17 protein-coding genes are annotated in these 17301 nt (G+C 51.2%); 10 read left to right on the forward strand and 7 right to left on the reverse strand.

Features of this window, described 5'->3' with window-relative positions:
* The first annotated feature begins 6 nt into the window (after positions 1-6).
* Together ACZ5R2_RS02965 and ACZ5R2_RS02970 are read left to right on the forward strand one after the other, a co-directional pair.
* On the forward strand, positions 7-504 hold the full coding sequence (locus ACZ5R2_RS02965) for a type II secretion system protein M (RefSeq protein ID WP_464902295.1): 498 nt from the start codon (positions 7-9) through the stop codon (positions 502-504).
* Positions 504-1259, forward strand: coding sequence for a type II secretion system protein N (locus tag ACZ5R2_RS02970; RefSeq protein ID WP_464900967.1), 756 nt, complete (start codon positions 504-506; stop codon positions 1257-1259). The genes ACZ5R2_RS02965 and ACZ5R2_RS02970 overlap by 1 nt, the downstream gene beginning before the upstream one ends.
* Before the next feature lie 169 nt (positions 1260-1428).
* On the opposite strand, the gene cysQ is transcribed toward ACZ5R2_RS02970, so the two are convergent.
* The 4 genes from cysQ to ACZ5R2_RS02990 all read right to left on the reverse strand — a co-directional run bounded on the left by cysQ (position 1429) and on the right by ACZ5R2_RS02990 (position 4394).
* Positions 1429-2256, reverse strand: coding sequence for a 3'(2'),5'-bisphosphate nucleotidase CysQ (gene cysQ / locus ACZ5R2_RS02975; protein WP_464900968.1), 828 nt, complete (start codon positions 2254-2256; stop codon positions 1429-1431).
* Between the two features lie 47 nt (positions 2257-2303).
* Positions 2304-2855: an ADP compounds hydrolase NudE gene (gene nudE, locus ACZ5R2_RS02980; protein WP_464900969.1), complete on the reverse strand. Its 552-nt coding sequence runs from the start codon at positions 2853-2855 to the stop codon at positions 2304-2306.
* 308 nt (positions 2856-3163) lie between these two features.
* A complete protein-coding gene (gene nfuA / locus ACZ5R2_RS02985; RefSeq protein WP_464900970.1) occupies positions 3164-3751 on the reverse strand; it encodes a Fe-S biogenesis protein NfuA in 588 nt (195 codons plus the stop codon).
* A 136-nt stretch (positions 3752-3887) separates the two neighbouring features.
* Positions 3888-4394, reverse strand: coding sequence for a ComF family protein (locus ACZ5R2_RS02990; protein ID WP_464900971.1), 507 nt, complete (start codon positions 4392-4394; stop codon positions 3888-3890).
* Between the two features lie 304 nt (positions 4395-4698).
* Between ACZ5R2_RS02990 and bioH the strand changes: the two genes are divergently transcribed.
* Together bioH and ACZ5R2_RS03000 are read left to right on the forward strand one after the other, a co-directional pair.
* Positions 4699-5475, forward strand: a complete 777-nt coding sequence (bioH, locus tag ACZ5R2_RS02995; RefSeq protein WP_464900972.1) for a pimeloyl-ACP methyl ester esterase BioH — start codon at positions 4699-4701, stop codon at positions 5473-5475.
* Positions 5476-5558: 83 nt separating this feature from the next.
* Positions 5559-6011, forward strand: coding sequence for an ATP-dependent Lon protease (locus ACZ5R2_RS03000; protein WP_464900973.1), 453 nt, complete (start codon positions 5559-5561; stop codon positions 6009-6011).
* A gap of 10 nt (positions 6012-6021) precedes the next feature.
* Here ACZ5R2_RS03000 and ACZ5R2_RS03005 read toward each other — a convergent pair whose 3' ends face one another.
* Positions 6022-6579, reverse strand: a complete 558-nt coding sequence (locus ACZ5R2_RS03005; RefSeq protein WP_464900974.1) for a YrbL family protein — start codon at positions 6577-6579, stop codon at positions 6022-6024.
* A 143-nt stretch (positions 6580-6722) separates the two neighbouring features.
* Complete coding sequence (locus ACZ5R2_RS03010; protein WP_464900975.1) at positions 6723-9041, reverse strand: Tex family protein; 2319 nt, start codon at positions 9039-9041, stop codon at positions 6723-6725.
* A gap of 253 nt (positions 9042-9294) precedes the next feature.
* Here ACZ5R2_RS03010 and ACZ5R2_RS03015 point away from each other — a divergent pair, with 253 nt between their 5' ends.
* The 4 genes from ACZ5R2_RS03015 (at position 9295) to envZ (ending at position 14019) form a co-directional block, all read left to right on the forward strand.
* On the forward strand, positions 9295-11187 hold the full coding sequence (locus ACZ5R2_RS03015) for an ATP-dependent zinc protease family protein (RefSeq protein ID WP_464900976.1): 1893 nt from the start codon (positions 9295-9297) through the stop codon (positions 11185-11187).
* An 86-nt stretch (positions 11188-11273) separates the two neighbouring features.
* Positions 11274-11759, forward strand: coding sequence for a transcription elongation factor GreB (gene greB / locus ACZ5R2_RS03020; protein WP_438459797.1), 486 nt, complete (start codon positions 11274-11276; stop codon positions 11757-11759).
* A gap of 168 nt (positions 11760-11927) precedes the next feature.
* Complete coding sequence (ompR, locus tag ACZ5R2_RS03025) at positions 11928-12647, forward strand: osmolarity response regulator transcription factor OmpR (protein ID WP_438459798.1); 720 nt, start codon at positions 11928-11930, stop codon at positions 12645-12647.
* Positions 12648-12723: 76 nt separating this feature from the next.
* Positions 12724-14019, forward strand: a complete 1296-nt coding sequence (gene envZ / locus ACZ5R2_RS03030; protein WP_464900977.1) for a two-component system sensor histidine kinase EnvZ — start codon at positions 12724-12726, stop codon at positions 14017-14019.
* Between the two features lie 259 nt (positions 14020-14278).
* Here the strand turns inward: envZ and recG are convergent, their stop codons facing one another.
* Complete coding sequence (recG, locus tag ACZ5R2_RS03035) at positions 14279-16357, reverse strand: ATP-dependent DNA helicase RecG (protein WP_464900978.1); 2079 nt, start codon at positions 16355-16357, stop codon at positions 14279-14281.
* A 426-nt stretch (positions 16358-16783) separates the two neighbouring features.
* On the opposite strand from recG, the gene rpmB reads away from it, so the two are divergent.
* Together rpmB and rpmG are read left to right on the forward strand one after the other, a co-directional pair.
* On the forward strand, positions 16784-17020 hold the full coding sequence (rpmB, locus tag ACZ5R2_RS03040) for a 50S ribosomal protein L28 (RefSeq protein WP_004728407.1): 237 nt from the start codon (positions 16784-16786) through the stop codon (positions 17018-17020).
* A 13-nt stretch (positions 17021-17033) separates the two neighbouring features.
* A complete protein-coding gene (gene rpmG, locus ACZ5R2_RS03045) occupies positions 17034-17201 on the forward strand; it encodes a 50S ribosomal protein L33 (RefSeq protein WP_002535344.1) in 168 nt (55 codons plus the stop codon).
* Positions 17202-17301 lie beyond the last annotated feature (100 nt).

Below are 17301 nucleotides of genomic sequence, written 5' to 3' on the forward strand. Positions count from 1 at the left end.
GGGAGTATCATGGAGCTATTGACCAACGTAAAAAGCTGGTGGTACAGCCTGTCGGTACGTGAGCAGCGCTTGGTATCCGTGTGCGGTGTATTGCTAGCGATAAGTCTGCTGTATCTCGGGCTTATCAAGCCACTGCAATCGCGCGCAGAGGCAGCGCGTACGCGCATTGACTCAGAGAGACAGTTACTCGGTTGGGTCTCTAGCAAGGCCGATGAGCTGGTCGAGTTGCGCGCGCAGGGCGGGATTGTCATGAGCGATCAGCCACTTAACCAACTGATCTACTCCTCAGCCAGTCGCTACAGTGTGGAGATCATTCGTATGACCCCGCGTGATGACATGATGCAGGTTTGGGTTCAGCCGATTGCCTTTACTCAGTTACTCAACTGGATCACTTACTTAAAAGAGCAACAAGGTGTTGAGGTGGCATTCCTTGATGTAGACCGCACCGAGCGTGCAGGGCTTGTCGATGTCAAGCGTCTGCAATTTCAAAAGGGAGCCAATTAATGCGTCGAGTTATTCTGATTTCACTGCTGTGCCTGAGTGTTTTTGTCTTCAGTGTGATCGCGCATCTCCCAGCCAGCTTCGCACTTAACTATCTGCCGAATCAGGTCGCGCAGGTTGAGGGTGTATCGGGCACTATCTGGAATGGTCAAGTGCAGCGCGTTAGCGCGCAGGGTCAGCAGTTAGGTGAGCTGCAGTGGCAGATTAAGCCATGGTCGATGTTCACCGCTCGAATTGAAGCCGATATTCGTTTTGGCCGCGGTAGCCCGATTGACTTGCGCGGTCGTGGCACTGTAGGTGTTGGCCTATCAGGTCCTTACGCCGAGCAGTTCGTCGCCTCAATCCCAGCCGACTTTGTGATGAGTCAGATGCCAACCCCAGTGCCGATTAACGCGCTCGGTCAAGTTGAGCTGACCATGCGCGATTATCAGTTTGATCAGCCTTACTGCGCCGCAGCCGAGGGCACGCTTGCCTGGTCGACCGGCGAGCTAAGTACCCCAATTGGTCCGCTAGTCCTCGGCCCTGTCATCGCAGACATCAGCTGCCAAGACAGCCAATGGCAAGTCCAAGGCACACTGCAAAGCACCCAAGTCAGCGGCGAGTTCAGCGCCCAACTGCAAGCAAACAACCAGTACCAGTCAGAAGCCTGGTTCAAACCTGAAGATGAATTCCCATCGATTCTAGCTAACCAGCTGAGCTTTTTGGGCCAGCCGGATGGGCAGGGGCGATATCAGTTGAGACAAAGCGGACGGCTCTAAGGAGCCGAGAATCGAGAGGCGAGAAGCCAGAATCGAGAGTCGAGATCGTTTCACTGCGAGAACGCTTCGCTCGAGATGGTGAAATACTTGACAGCGGTGGCCAGGATTGAGAATTTTCTCGCCTCTCGCCTCTCGCCTCTCGCCTCTCGCCTCTCGCCTCTCGCCTCTATTATCCCTTGTGGATAATAATACGTTCCCAGTCCAACGATTCATCCCCAAGCACAATAAAGTTCGGGTTTTCTAGCGTTTCGCGTTGGTTGTAGGACAAGGGCTCTAGGTGGGTGTTGAGGATGCGGCCGCCGGCTTCTTCGACGATGCATTGGGTGGCGGCGGTGTCCCACTCGCCGGTTGGGCCTAGGCGTAGGTAGCAGTCGACGGCGCCCTCGGCGACGAGACAGGCCTTGAGTGCAGCTGAGCCTAGTGGGACGAGCTCATAGTTCCAGGCCGAGCTGAGGCGGTTGGTTATGCTGTTGATGTCTTGGCGACGGCTAATAGCGATGGCGATTGACTGATTTGGGCCTGGATGAAGGTGCGATTTGATCCGTACACTCTCATCCATCTCAGGGATCTTCCATGCACCTTTGCCATGATAGGCGTAGTAGGTAACACCAGAAACTGGAGCATACACCACACCCATCACCGGGCGATGATTGTCGACTAGCGCAATGATGGTGGCAAAATCCCCGCTGCGAGCGATGAACTCTTGGGTGCCATCAAGTGGGTCAACCAACCAGTAACGGCTCCACTGTGAGCGCTGCTCTAAGCTTATGTCGGCGGCCTCTTCTGAGAGTACGGGGATATCCGGTGTCAACTCGGAGAGGTGTTTCGTGATCAGCTTGTGGGCCGCGATATCTGCGCTGGTTACTGGGGTCTCATCCGATTTGGTGTACTCCTCATACTGCTTTTTCTGGTAGATATCCAAGATCAATTGACCGGCCGAGCGGGCAATCTCGATAACATTGGGGATCAGAGGAGACAAATCACTGGGCGTGGTCATGCAAAATCCTATCAGTCTTACCTAGCCTATCCATAAGTAGGTATGGGTTATTGGGCGTGTAGATAACGCAGCGCGAATAACAACGCGGTAATACTGCGCGCCTCACAAAAATCGAGATGGGTGAGCAACTCTTCTGCTTGCGCCAGCGGCCAGCGAACAATCTCTAGCGGCTCTGGCTCATCACCCTCGAGTGTTTCTGGGTATAAGTCTTTGACAACAAACAAGGTCATCTTACTAGAGAAGTACGATGGTGCAAGTACCACCTCTTTAAGTGCCACCATTTGATTCGCACCAAGGCCAATTTCTTCCTTCAGCTCACGGTTTGCCGCCTGCGCCGGGGTTTCGCCCTTATCAATTAATCCCTTGGGAAACCCTAGCTCATAACGCTCTGTACCCGCCGCATACTCTCGCACCAATAATAGGTCACCACTGTCGGTCACCGGCACCATCATCACCGCATTACGCCCGCTTGGCCTCATACGCTCATAAGTGCGTCGAGTGCCATTACTGAACTCCAAGTCTTGCGCCTCAATCGTAAACAGGCGCGACTGAGCAGCCACTCGAGTGTCAAGAATCTTAGGTTGGGTGCGTTTTTTCAAAAGAATACCCCTTTTTTCACGCGCGGTGGGCGCTGTTATTGCGGTGGATAGGTCTACTATAGGTGAAAACTTTGGGTCAGGGAATGATCAGGGGCGGGGTTCGGGGGCGGACTTCGTCCTACGAGGAGCGAGTAAAAGCCAAAAGCAAAAGAGTCGAGCTTTGCTCGACTCTAGTAAATAGTGTGCTTTTCTTAATACGGGAAGCGAGTGCATTTGGTTATGCTTCTATCGAGCTAACAGCGTGCACCCCTCGAAGCGAAGCGTACCCGGCCCTCGTAGCGAAGCGTCCCCGCCCCTTACTAACGAAGTTAGTAGTAAGAGTGCTCCCCAGCCTGGTGCTCTGTCGCATCTTTCACGCCAGTTAGTTCACCGCTAAATTCTTGTAATAGCTGTTTCTCGATGCCTTCTTTTAGGGTGACGTCGACCATTGAGCAGCCGTTACAGCCGCCGCCGAAGGCAACGATGGCAACGCCTTGTTCGGTGATCTCGACTAGGTTTACGTGGCCGCCGTGGCCAGCGAGCTGTGGGTTAACCTGAGTTTGAATAACATACTCAACACGCTCAATTAGAGGTGCGTCGTCAGAGACCTTACGCATTTTGGCGTTGGGTGCTTTAAGGGTCAGTTGCGAGCCCATCTTGTCGGTCACGTAGTCGATCTCGGCATCCTCTAGGAACGGCAGGCTGAGCTCATCGACAAAGGCAGAAAAGGGTTCATAGTTGAACTCGGTGTCGCTGGCTTCAACGGCTTCTGGTGGGCAGTAAGATACACCACACTCGGCGTTTTGAGTGCCTGGGTTAACGACGAAGACACGGATATTAGTCCCTTCGGGTTGTTGCGCCAATAGCTTGGCAAAGTGAGCTTGAGCGGCTTCTGAAATGCTGATTGGATTTGACACGGCTAATACCTGACTATTTTTGTAAACTATTATTGTATTCTACTCCTGAAAGCGCTGAAATCTAGTCTTTTATTTGACCCTTTTATTTAAACATGGCCTGATCATCGATTGCCAAAAGAACTGGAGAACACTGCGCTCAGTCGCCCGTTGTCGTGCGACAGATACAATAAATATCAATGGTTTCTACACCAACATCAAGCAGTAATTTGCATAGTTGCTCAACGGTCGCACCGGTGGTGACCACATCATCCGCGATGGCGATGTGCTTGTGATGCGGCACAGAGTTGAGGGTGAAGGCGCTGTACATATTGCGCTGGCGTTGCTTGGCGGTCAGTCCCCTCTGTGGGGGCGTATGGCGGCAGCGACGAAATAGCCAAGGATCAAATTGAGTAGCAAAGTGCTGACTGAGAAAGGCTGCAAGGTGCTCACTTTGATTAAAGCCTCGCCACAGTCTTCTGCGCCAGTGCATCGGCACACAGGTGATAAGTGGCGCAGGAGAGCAAATTTGACTGGCCAGCTCTAGGGCGAGGGGGCGAGCAAACCAAAAGCTGCGTTGGTACTTTAACTGATGAATGATTTGACTCAGAGGTGGGTGATATTGATTGAGACAAGTTAGGCTCGACCATAAAGGCGGTGATCTCAAGCATTGACCGCAATGAGGAGTCGGTTGATTAGTCGGTGCACCGCAGCGTTGGCAGCGATTAGGCTCAACAATAGCACTGCGACAGCTTGTACACCAAAAAGCCTGACCGGAGCTAAAAAGCTGTGGTTTAGCGATCGGCAGACCGCACAAGCAACAGCTCGGGACAGTCAGTCTAGCGATGTTTTTTTGCCACCAATTCGATACCATGGTTTTATAAAGGGTGCGCAAGGTTTATGGGTTATCCCACAAGTCTGGCTGAGATTGATACAGGCAATGACCGGTTAAAGTAGGAGAGTTTGCGATCATGGACACAATCCAAGCAGAGCAATTGCACTGGCAAAGCACAGGCCAAGGAGAGGACGTTATCTTGCTCCATGGCTGGGGGATGAACGGCGCGGTGTGGCAAGCGACCGCAGAGGTCCTCAGTGAGCGATATCGAGTGCATATTGTCGACCTGCCTGGTTATGGTCATTCGGCGCATGTCCATGCCAGTAATATGGATGAAATCGTTAAGCGATTGCTAGCAATGGCGCCACCACAGGCCGTTTGGATAGGCTGGTCGCTAGGCGGTTTGATTGCCACCCAGGTTGCACTCTCTCATCCACAGCGGGTCACCAAGCTTGTGACGGTCGCCAGCTCGCCCAAGTTTGCTGCAGATCTACCGTGGCGAGGGATAAAGCCTCAGGTCTTGAGTGCATTTACCGACCAGCTGCGAGAGGACTTTAGCGCGACGATAGAGCGGTTTATGGGCCTGCAAGCGATGGGCAGTCCCTCAGCGCGTCAGGATGTCAAAACTATCAAGAAAGCGGTGTTATCCAGACCCACACCGAAAACGGGCGCGCTGGAGCTAGGCTTGTCTCTGTTGGCCGAACATGACTTGCGCAGCGCACTTCACCAGCTCCAGCAGCCGCTACTGCGACTATATGGTCGTTTGGATGGTTTGGTCCCGGTCAAGGTTGCCAGCGATCTGCAAGCCTTATTGCCAGAGAGTGGTCAACATATTTTTACTGATTCCTCACACGCACCATTTATCACCGAGCCGGGCGCATTTAATCAGCGCCTAGTTGCATTTATCGGCTAAGTATTTTCATTTTGCAGTCGATAAAGGTATAGATAAACCGATGAAGTACTGACTGTCGCGGGTACGATAACCAAGGAGGAGCGATGATTGTTTCACCCAACAACATCAGCATGCCGCTGATTGCTCCCTCTGTGAATGTACAGACAGAACAGGTTGCGCGCGAGAACCGTACCAGTGAAGCAGTCAAGCCAGCGGTGGAGCTGGCCAAAACCAATCCAGAAAGAAAAATCAAACAAGACGATAAGCGGCAACGCCAGTCGGCTTGGGATCCTGCAGAGCACCCAGATTATGAGCTGGAGAATGATTCTGAGGATGCAGCTCAGGATGAGTTGGAACGTTTATTTAGCTTGCTTGCACTTGAGAGTTACAGTGAGAGTCAGGGAATGGGTTACACCATTCGATTTAAGCTTCCAAAGCACATCATTGAAGCCGCTATTCAAAAAGGACAGATGGCACGCAGACGTGCCGTAATTAGATATCACTACAGATGTAGCGTTGTTCCTAACCCTCCATCGGGCGTACTGGCTGTGCTGTGAATACCCACGACTAAATCTTGACGATATTTCTGAACATACTTTTCAGCTGTTTATTGGTTTTGTACATTCTCATTGGTGCAATGCAGTTGCGCAAAAAGTAGAGAACGTTACTTTTCTTAGGACCAAAACCGTCGATCATCTTGGGTGTAAAACACCCATTTTGGTCTTTTTGCAACAGAATGTTGCTCAGGCCTGCATCAGATATAAGGTATCGGTTTGATCGTACCTCTGACTTGATCTCGTCGATAAATGCAAGCGCCTCTTGGCGTGAGATGACCCCATTCTCCAGGTAATATGGAAGGGATTTCGATATTTCGCCGTTAAAGTCTCTGATCAACTCCACGACCATCCCATGGCCTAAATTGGTCTTGAGTTCACCAAAATAACGAGGGAAAAGGCTGCTGCCTGAGGAATTAGCGAGAAAGCGGGACTCTCGGTAGTTTTGCTTGCGGGCCTTTTTCGAGCTCTTTTCAATCTTTATACAAGCATCTGGGTTTTCAGGGTGAGTATACACATCTCGAGTAGCACCCGAAGCGATGTAGAGACTTGTATTAAGCTTTAGAGGCATCTTTAGACCAAAAATTCACAATAAGTTCAAATTTAATACATAAAAGGGGGCTCGTACAAGTTAATCGGGTAATTTTGTATTTTTTTGCGAGGAGCAAGGGGAATAGTCTTTGTATGACAAACAGACAAAGACTATATCTTGTCTTACTTTTTCGCTTTAGCAAACGCTGCTGCAAACGCACCACCCATGGCACTGTTGCCTGTAGGCTCGTTGCGTTGACGTTGCTGTCGGCCGCGAGGAGCTTTGTCGTTCGGGGTAGAGTTGCGTTGGCTGCGGTTGTCTTGCCCCGGCTCATCCTTAAGACGCATCGAAAGGCCAATGCGCTTACGCTGAATATCAACCTCCATCACCTTAACCTTAACGATATCGCCCGCCTTGACCACATCACGTGGGTCGGCAACAAAGCGATCGGTGAGAGCTGAGATGTGCACTAGGCCATCTTGATGCACGCCAATGTCGACAAAGGCACCAAAGTTCGCCACGTTAGACACCACGCCTTCCAGGATCATCCCCGGCTCAAGATCAGAAACCTTGTTCACCCCCTCAGCAAAGGTTGCGGTTTTAAACTCAGGACGTGGGTCTCGACCCGGCTTATCCAGCTCTTTGATAATGTCAGTCACGGTCGGTACACCGAAGCTGTCATTGGTGTAGTCAATCGCGTGCAGTGATTTAAGGAAGCCAGAGTCACCAATTAGGGCTTTAATGTCTTTGCTGTTCTTCTCAGCAATCGCTTTGACCACCGGATAGGCCTCTGGGTGCACCGCTGAGCCATCAAGTGGGTTTTTACCCTCCATGATGCGCAAGAAACCCGCACACTGCTCGAAGGCCTTAGGGCCGAGGCGCGGGACTTTCTTCAGGCTAGTACGCGCATCAAAGCGACCATTTTCATCGCGGTACGCGACAATATTTTGCGCGATAGTGGTGGACAGTCCTGCTACTCGATTGAGTAGCGCGGCTGATGCAGTATTCACATCTACTCCGACAGCGTTTACACAGTCCTCGACCACGGCATCAAGACGTTTCGCCAACATGGTTTGACTGACATCGTGCTGGTACTGGCCGACACCAATCGATTTAGGGTCGATCTTCACCAGCTCTGCCAGCGGGTCTTGCAGGCGACGAGCAATTGACACTGCACCGCGCAGAGAAACGTCCATATTCGGGAACTCTTTTGCTGCTAGCTCAGATGCCGAGTAGACTGAAGCGCCAGCTTCACTAACCATGATTTTCTGCACTTTGAGATTGCCGCGCTTGATAAGGTCAGCGACGAAGCTGTCGGTTTCACGCGAAGCGGTGCCGTTACCTATGGCAATCAAATCTACATGGAACTTACGTACGAGCTGATCCACCACTTGCGCTGCTTTGTCATATTGGTTTTGCGGTGGGTGAGGGTAGATGGTGTCGGTTGCGAGTACTTTGCCGGTGGCATCAACAACGGCAATCTTTGAGCCTGTGCGCAGGCCTGGATCGAGACCAAGCGTGGCGCGTGGGCCCGCAGGTGCAGCCATCAGCAGATCTTTGAGGTTAGTGGCAAATACTTCAATTGCTTCGATTTCCGCACGCTCTTTCATCGCGCCCATCAGCTCGGTTTCCATATGCATTGAAACCTTGATCCGCCATGCCCAACTGATCACTTGTTTGCGCCATGCATCGGCAGGGGCGCTACTCAAGGTGATGCCATAATGATCGGCAATCAGGGTCTCACAGTAAGACTGGCGCACGCCTTCCTCTTGCTCAGGGTCGGCATCCATCGCCAGCGTCAGTGCGCCCTCGTTGCGACCACGCAGCATCGCCAGCGCGCGGTGCGACGGCACCTTGCTCAGTGATTCATTGTGCTCAAAGTAGTCTTTAAATTTCTCACCCGCTTGCTCTTGGCCAGCAACGACCTTAGCTTGCAGTTGTGCATTACGATTAAGGTGCTTACGCACTTTTTCCAGCAGATCTGCGTCCTCGGCAATACGCTCCATGATGATCGCGCGTGCGCCATCGAGTGCAGCTTTGCTGTCAGCCACACCTTTATCGGCATTGATGTAGCTGGTGGCCTCTGATTCTGGGCAGGTTTGCGGGTGATGCCAAAGCTGGTCGGCGAGAGGCTCAAGTCCAGCCTCAATCGCAATCTGGCCCTTGGTTCGGCGCTTTGGTTTATACGGCAGATAGAGATCCTCAAGGCGCGTTTTGCTGTCGGCCTCACGGATGGATTGTTCTAGTTCAGCGGTGAGTTTGCCTTGCTCTTGAATCGAATTGAGGATCGTCGCACGGCGGTCTTCAAGCTCGCGCAGATAATTCAGGCGCGTATCAAGGTTACGCAGCTGAGTATCGTCCAGACCACCGGTGGCTTCTTTACGATAGCGGGCAATAAATGGGACGGTGTTCCCATCATCGATAAGGGTCACAGCCGCCGTGACTTGGTCAAGGCGAACACTCAGCTCACTTGCAAGCTGTTGATTGATAGTTTGGCTCATTCCGATGGCCTCGTTGTTAGTGCTTAATGGCAAGATATGAGGGTAATAAGGAACTTTTGCAATGCTATAGCCCTCTCACTGGGTAACAATTATTTCTAATTAGACATTTACAACCGTAAGAAACGTGTCAAAACTTTTAATAACTCATAGAATTAAATGATGTCGCACGTCATTTTTGGGACAATTGACCCCAATATGTGATGAGTCCGGCTGACAGTGTTCAGCCAGTGCCACAACTCACGGACAATAACAAATGAGAAAAAAAGCAATTACCCTTGCAGCGAGCCTGGCTTTGATTTTAGCAACTTGTGTCACCGCGCAGTCAAACAGTACTCTTGAAGCCACCACCCAGCATCCGGCTTTTGAGCTCGACGGTCTGCCAGTTCTTGGTGGGATTGAAAACGTCTACTACGACCAGATCCCAGAATTAGAGGGCGTGGCATTTACCGGCAAGATTGATACCGGTGCTGATACTACCTCGATGCACGCACTGGATGTGGAAATTTACAGCAACAACCCCATTTACCAAGATCTCAAAAACGAAGAGCTGTTAATGCAGATAGTTGAGGATCTCGGCGGGGTGAAAACCATGACCTGGCGAACCGGTTTTGCCGAGCATGCTGAGAGGGTCGCTGGCGTTGTGTCGTTTGTGATCCCACACCCTTACACCGGTGATTTAGTGCGTGTTGAACGCCCATTGCATAGACCGAGTGTGGTGCGTAGTCGTACTAGCGAGCAGCCGATCTATCGCCCAGTAATCGAGCTGCCACTGACCATCGCGGGCACGACGGTGATGACAGAAATCAATCTCACCGACCGAACCCATTTTTCGGCACCGATCCTGATTGGTAAGACCTTCTTAAAGGAAAATGCTTGGGTGTTTACCGGTTACGATTTTCTCCAAGCCCAATCAGAGGCGCAGTTGATCGGTAAGCGTGAGGTAGTCAGCGTTGATGGTCTGGATTACACCACCAGTTTATCGCTGGCTAACCGCTACAGTATTTTCCATGCCACTGATATTGAAGTGGATGAGAAAAAACGCCAAGTGAGCTTTATCTTGCATGGCAATGATAAAGCGACTAAGGCGATGACCTTGCCGTTGGTGCGCAGCGCCCGTATCTCAGGTAATGAGCGCCCATTGGTGTATCTACCAGTCGAATTTGGCCACCTTGGAACCAAAATGGTGCTCGGTTATCCAGCCGATCGCAGCAAGAGTAGTTCCACCTTGCGCCTTGGCCATGAAATTCTCAATCAATGGTTTATGATCGATACCGACCGCAACCAGTGGCTTGATGGAGAAGGTATGAGCTATCAAGCGACACTAGCAGAGAAACCGTTGGTGCTCTCTCCGGTTGAGCAGGTGCATATCGATGGCATTCCGCTACCTGCGGAGCCCTCTTTTGTGGTTCAGACCTCGCTGCTGCGCGTGAGTGGGTTTGAGTTCGAGAAGAAGGGTAAGAGCGAGTTTGTGACTTTTACTCTGACTGACCAGCGCGGTGAGCCTGTAAGGATCACTAAACCGGTTGAGCGTAAAGTGCGTGTTGGCGAGACAGTGCGCCCGATCATCCGTGCAGAGCTGACACTGGGCAAGAGTACTGAGAGTTATGAGATTGCGCTTGGAGAGCTCTCGGGGGATGAAACGCAAGCCCACTTCGTTTTAGGCCAGACTTTGACACAGGGCGAGTTGCTGGTGGACACCCGTACCGAGAACATTCTAGATAGTTACCCTTTGTTCAAGGCCGGGTACGTAGAACAAGTGACGGTTGAAGGGCTCACCTTTCCTGCCAAGCTGGATACCGGGGCGGATGTAACCTCGATTAATGCTACTAACATTGAACAGTTTGAGCACGACGGCAAACAGATGGTCAGCTTTACCTACAGCAATAGCCTAGGTCAAGAGCAAGACTTTACCCTTGAGGTGGTCGATGTGATGCGCATTCGAGCAAAAGCGGGCGAGGAGACCAATGTTCGTCCAGTGGTGAAGATGAACATCAAGCTCGGCGAGGTTGAGCAGCAAGTACGGGTTAACCTGCAAGATCGCTCACGTTTTGAATACAGCATGATTTTGGGCAAGAACTTCCTCAAGTATGGTGCGGTAGTCAGCAGTGATGAGCAGTACCTCTATACTGACAATCCAAACCCTTAATTCAGTTAACCAAGCCAGTTAGCCAAGCGGCGGCACATGGTGGTGCTGCCCAATAAATAAGCCCGTAAATAGTTGTAAAAACGCCTGTGAAAACAAAACTGATTACCCGCGAGGGGTACAATAAGCTCAAGCAAGAGCATGATCACCTTTGGCATGAGAAGCGCCCTGAGGTGACCAAAATCGTCACCTGGGCAGCCAGCCTTGGCGATCGCAGTGAGAATGCTGATTACACCTTTAATAAACGCCTGTTGCGTCAGATTGACCGCAGGGTGCGCTTTCTGCGTAAGTTCCTCCCTGAAGTCACCATTGTCGATTACTCTCCCCAGCAAGAGGGCAAGGTTTTCTTTGGCGCTTGGGTTGAGATTGAGAACGAGCAGGGCGACGTGAAGCGCTTTCGTATTGTTGGACCTGAAGAGATCTACGGCGACTCAAAAGGCTACATCTCCATCGACTCTCCCATGGCCAGAGCGCTGCTGAAAAAAGAGGTTGATGACGAGTTTGTGGTGCACACTCCAGAAGGGCCGAAAGAGTGGTTTGTGAATGCCATCGAGTACGATAAATCGGGGCTTTAGGCCGATTTATATAGCTAGTTTGTACAAGAAATACTCATTAACAATTAACCACAGCGCCTCACAGCGAAAAGTGTTACATTTTAGCGATAATAATTGCCCCCAACGGATGCTACTTTGCCCTGCGTTGGAACAGTGGGTGAGTAATAACCTATTTAGTAGGATGGTTTCATGCAAGAAAACTTCAAGATTCTAGTGGTCGATGACGATGCGCGTTTGCGTGCGTTGCTCGAGCGCTACCTAACGGAGCAAGGCTTCCAAGTACGCAGTGTGGCAAACAGTGAGCAGATGGACCGTCTTTTAACGCGAGAAAGCTTTAACCTGATGGTGCTGGATCTGATGCTGCCAGGTGAAGACGGCTTGTCGATTTGTCGTCGCTTGCGTAATGCCAATAACACGCTGCCAATCCTGATGCTGACCGCCAAGGGCGATGAGGTTGACCGTATTGTTGGCCTTGAGGTTGGCGCGGATGATTATCTGCCAAAACCGTTTAACCCCCGTGAACTTCTCGCGCGCATCAAAGCGGTACTGCGCCGACAAAACGTCGAAGCGCCAGGCGCACCAAGCTCTGCAGAAGCCGTGGTGGAGTTTGGTGAGTTTCGCCTCAACCTTGGCACTCGTGAGATGTTCCGTGGCGAGGAGCCAATGCCCCTGACTTCCGGTGAATTTGCGGTGCTTAAAGCGTTGGTGACTAATGCGCGGGAGCCAATGTCGCGCGATAAGCTGATGAACATGGCGCGTGGACGTGAATACTCGGCCATGGAGCGCTCAATTGATGTGCAGATCTCGCGTCTACGCCGCATGCTTGAGGTTGATCCAAGTAAGCCGCGCTACATTCAGACGGTATGGGGTCTAGGCTACGTCTTTGTTCCAGACGGCAAAGCGGTATAAACTGCAACAGAATTGACGACAGGCGCTCATAGGGGCGCCTTTTTTGCACATTAGGGATCACAACTTAGGGACTACTATGCGTTTTCGCAGCTCAATTACTCAGTCGATTATCCTGTTTCTGACCATCTTGATCGCCAGTCAGCTCTACTCGTATTATGCGGTTTTCAACTATGCGCTGCTGCCGAGCTTGGGTCAGTTTAACAAACTGCTTGGCTATGAAATCCAATTGATGATTGGTAATCAGCAGAGTTTAGACCTTGATCAGCCAGAGCGTCGTCAGGTACTTGAAGAGCTTGGTGTAACGCTCCACACCTCAGACAGTGAAATCGGTCAGCGCTACTTGGATGCGATGAGTATTGATCTAATGAGCGAGGACATGAGTAGCGAGCTTGGTCATCCAACCGAAGTGCGTTTGAGTCTGGGTGAAGACAGTTATGTACTGTGGATGGAGATTGAGGCGCTGCCCAATTCGGTAATCCGTATCCCGCTTACTGAGCTGCAAGAAGAGGACTTTACTCCGCTGTTTTACAACAGCGTGTTTATGGCACTGGTCTTAGTATTGTGTGGCTGGCTGTTTGTTCGTTTGCAAAATCGTCCCTTACTCGCCTTGGAAAAGGCGGCGAAAAAAGTTGGCCGAGGCGAGATCCCGCAGCCATTGCCTGAGCGTGGCTCAACGGAAATCCGCTCGGTGACGCATGCCTTTAACCAGATGTCGAAAGGCATTCAAGAGCTCGAAGAAGACCGTACCTTGCTGATGGCGGGGATCAGCCATGATATTCGTACCCCGCTCACGCGCATTCGCTTGGCGACCGAGATGATGTCGCCAGAAGACAGTTACCTAGCCGAGGGGATCATCAGCGACACTGAAGAGTGTAACGAGATCATTAGTCAATTCATGGACTACCTCAAACCCGTCAAGAGCGATCAGTTTGTGGCGGTGGATATTAACGATATCGTTGAAGAGGTCGCTTCTGCTGAATATGGCCCTGATGTCGAGATTGAGGCGCTGCTCAGCGACGAGGTCATGCACGCCAAAGGCAGCCACATCGCCATCAAACGCGCCGTTGCCAACCTGGTCGTCAACGCCACCCGCTACGGCAACGGCTGGATAAAAATCTCCACTGGCATGACTGCAGACACCAAGCTGGTCTCAATCACCGTCGAAGACAACGGTCCCGGCATCGCCGACGATCAAATCAGCAAGCTCTTCGAACCCTTCACCCGCGGCGACACCGCCCGCGGCAGCGAAGGCACCGGCCTGGGCCTCGCCATCGTCAAACGCATCGTCAGCCAACACTCCGGCGCGATCGTGGTCAATAACCGCCGCGAGGGTGGGTTGAAGGCGCAGATTAGTTTCCCGACTAAAAAATAGAGTCGAGAGTCGAGACCGTTTCACTGCGAGTACGCTTCGCTCGAGGCGGTGTAACACTTGGCTGTCTTGGTCAAAGCGAACACAGCTCTCGCTTCTGATCTTAGGTTTTTTTGCTCAATATTTGGTCTTGTAGGAGTAGGGGGATTTATCTTTATTTTGCTGGAACCTACAGGTCGTAAAATGTTCGCCAACTGAATGCCCAACTAACAAAGTGCGAGAGACTTCCTCGCCTCTCGAATCTCGCTTCTCGCCTCTGCTCCTAGGCTTTAGCGTAATGATCCCTCTCCCCCAACCACCTTTCAATAATCGCCTTAGCATTGTCAGGATAGTTATCGTGTACATAGCGTGATAGGCGTTGGACTTCGGGGATCAGGCGTTGGTCGCGCACCAGGTCGGCGATCTTGAAATCGGCTAGGCCGGTTTGTTTGGTGCCTAGCAGTTCGCCGGGACCGCGGATTTCTAAGTCGCGCTGGGCGATGACGAAGCCGTCGTTGCTCTCTCTAAGCACACCTAAGCGCTTCTGAGCGGTTTTAGACAGTGGGGAGTGGTATAGCAGCACACAGTGGCTGGCGACCGAGCCACGGCCGACACGGCCGCGTAGCTGGTGTAACTGGGCCAGTCCCAGACGCTCTGGGTTTTCGATGATCATCAGACTCGAGTTTGGGACATCCACGCCGACCTCAATCACCGTTGTGGCGACTAGGAGATGGAGCTTGTTGTCTTTGAAGTCTTGCATCACGGCTTGTTTCTCAGCGGGCTTCATTCGCCCGTGTACTAGACCGATTTTGACTTCTGGCAGCTTACGACTTAGCTCTTGAGCGATCTCTTCTGCTGCTTGTGCTTCCAAAACCTCTGACTCATCGATTAGGGTGCATACCCAGTAAGCCTGTTTGCCTTCATTAACACAGGCGCTTTTGACGCGTTCAATGATTTCATCACGCTTGGTATCGGGTATGGCCACGGTTTTAATCGGCGTGCGCCCCGGTGGCAGCTCGTCGATAACCGAGGTATCAAGGTCTGCATAAGCGGTCATGGCAAGGGTGCGCGGGATTGGGGTGGCGGTCATGATCAACTGGTGGGGGAAAACACCTTGCTGCTCGCCCTTGGCACGCAGTTCAAGGCGCTGATGGACGCCGAAGCGGTGCTGCTCGTCGATAATCACCAGTGCAAGCTTCTTAAATTCAACCTGTTGCTGAAATAGAGCATGAGTGCCCACCACCATTTGCGCTTCACCCGAAGCTATCTGCTCGAGTTGCTTGTCGCGCGCTTTGCCTTTGAGTTTACCGGCCAGCCAACCGACTTTGATGCCCATCGAATCAAACCATGTGGCAAAGTTAACAGCATGTTGCTCAGCCAATAGCTCAGTCGGCGCCATTAGAGCGACTTGATGGCCATGCTCAATGGCACGAACCGCAGCAAGAGCGGCTACTAGGGTCTTGCCGGAGCCGACATCACCTTGAACGAGGCGCATCATAGGATGAGGCTTGGAAAGGTCCGCTTCGATCTCACTCACCACACGCTGTTGTGCTCCGGTAGGGGTAAAGGGGAGAAGATCGAGTAGCTGCTGTTTAAGCTTCTCTACCTTAGCTAATGGTAATGCTGCATCCTTGTGTCCCTGTGAGCGCACAGACAGCATCGACAGGTTCTGTGCCATCAACTCTTCTAAAATTAAGCGCAACTGCGCTGGGTGGCGCCCATCATCGAACTGCTGCATATCAAGGTTCGGTGGTGGACGATGGATGGTATGTAACGCCTGTGCCAGTGTGATCTGGTGATCATATAACCCGGAAGGCAGCAGCTCTTGCACCGCACTGCCCTCAAGCAATTTGATTGCTTGGTCAGTCAGGTTGCGCAGCGTCACTTGTCTCAGACCATCGGTGGTGGGGTAGACCGGTGTCAAAGACTCCTCGAGTTGCTCAGGGCGGTCACCTGTGTGTAGCTTATAATCTGGATGGATGATCTCTAGTCCCATATTACCGCGCTTAAATTCACCATAGGCGACCACGGTTTTGCCTTGGCTGAAGTTGTTCTTCATCGCAGCGGTGAAATTAAAGAAACGCAGTGTCACGCTGCCATTACCATCACTGATCTTTACCGTGAGCATTTTTTTGCGACCAAAGATGGTGTCGGTACTCATCACTTGCCCCTTTACACAGCCCCACAGGCCAGGGTGAATCCGTGCCATTGGGTAGATTCGAGTGCGATCTTCATAGCGCAGTGGCAGGTGAAAGAGTAGGTCTTGAACGGTGTTGAGACCAATCTTGGTTAATTTTTCAGCTACCTTCGCTCCTACACCAGTGAGGGAGGTCAGCGGGATAGCAGACAATAGCTGAGACATAGCAACTCGAAATTGTGTAAAGATTAGAAATAGTTAATCATTTAACTGTGAATTTGTACAGTTTAGCCAGAAATTTGCGCAGCATGTGACAAATTCTAAGCCTTACTAAACGTCGATTTAGTCTAATTTCAGCGCCTTGGAGGAAAATCATGAATTTTAGTTGTCCAAGGCACGAAATCTGCTACAATCCTTCGACAATTTTTAACCTAATTTCAGCTCTGCTCAAAAAAAGATCACGAAAACCTGCAAAAAGGATCTGTTCGGGTCTTGAGCAATGCTAGTCAAGTTAGTATAATGCGCGACCTTTGATAGCCTTGTATGGATTTTCCATAACGGTTTTTACCTCTAACTTCTGGTTCAATTAGAAATGGAGAGGTTCGGCCACCAAGGTTGATATCGAGCTGAAACGATTTGGAGAAGACATTCATGTCCCGAGTATGCCAAGTAACTGGTAAGCGTCCAGTAACGGGTAACAACCGTTCACACGCACGAAATGCTACTAAGCGTCGTTTTCTGCCGAACCTACAAACTCATCGTTTCTGGGTAGAGAGCGAAAAACGTTTTGTTAAACTACGTCTAACTGCTAAAGGCATGCGTATTATCGACAAGAAAGGCATCGATGCTGTTCTTGTAGACATCCGTGCACGCGGCGAAAACGTTTAAGAGGAATTAGGCAATGGCTAAAGGCATTCGTGAGAAAATCCGTCTAGTATCATCTGCTGGTACTGGTCACTTCTACACAACTGACAAAAACAAGCGTAACATGCCAGGCAAATTTGAGATCAAAAAGTTTGATCCAGTTGTTCGCCAGCACGTTATGTACAAAGAAGCGAAAATCAAGTAATTGATTGCTTTCTTGTAGATTGTGTTAAAACCCAGCTTTCGAGCTGGGTTTTTTATTATTCGGCGCTACACAAAATTGGCGTTATCTCGTCGATTTCCAC

The organism is Vibrio sabulosilitoris (assembly GCF_055391395.1).

Coding starts and splice junctions, on each gene's coding strand:
- ACZ5R2_RS02970 (WP_464900967.1), top strand. CDS start 504: ATGCGTCGAGTTATTCTGATTTCACTGCTGTGCCTGAGTGTTTTTGTC.
- cysQ (WP_464900968.1), bottom strand. CDS start 2,256: ATGACCACGCCCAGTGATTTGTCTCCTCTGATCCCCAATGTTATCGAG.
- bioH (WP_464900972.1), top strand. CDS start 4,699: ATGGACACAATCCAAGCAGAGCAATTGCACTGGCAAAGCACAGGCCAA.
- ACZ5R2_RS03000 (WP_464900973.1), top strand. CDS start 5,559: ATGATTGTTTCACCCAACAACATCAGCATGCCGCTGATTGCTCCCTCT.
- ACZ5R2_RS03005 (WP_464900974.1), bottom strand. CDS start 6,579: ATGCCTCTAAAGCTTAATACAAGTCTCTACATCGCTTCGGGTGCTACT.
- ACZ5R2_RS03010 (WP_464900975.1), bottom strand. CDS start 9,041: ATGAGCCAAACTATCAATCAACAGCTTGCAAGTGAGCTGAGTGTTCGC.
- ACZ5R2_RS03015 (WP_464900976.1), top strand. CDS start 9,295: ATGAGAAAAAAAGCAATTACCCTTGCAGCGAGCCTGGCTTTGATTTTA.
- ompR (WP_438459798.1), top strand. CDS start 11,928: ATGCAAGAAAACTTCAAGATTCTAGTGGTCGATGACGATGCGCGTTTG.
- envZ (WP_464900977.1), top strand. CDS start 12,724: ATGCGTTTTCGCAGCTCAATTACTCAGTCGATTATCCTGTTTCTGACC.
- recG (WP_464900978.1), bottom strand. CDS start 16,357: ATGTCTCAGCTATTGTCTGCTATCCCGCTGACCTCCCTCACTGGTGTA.
- rpmB (WP_004728407.1), top strand. CDS start 16,784: ATGTCCCGAGTATGCCAAGTAACTGGTAAGCGTCCAGTAACGGGTAAC.
- rpmG (WP_002535344.1), top strand. CDS start 17,034: ATGGCTAAAGGCATTCGTGAGAAAATCCGTCTAGTATCATCTGCTGGT.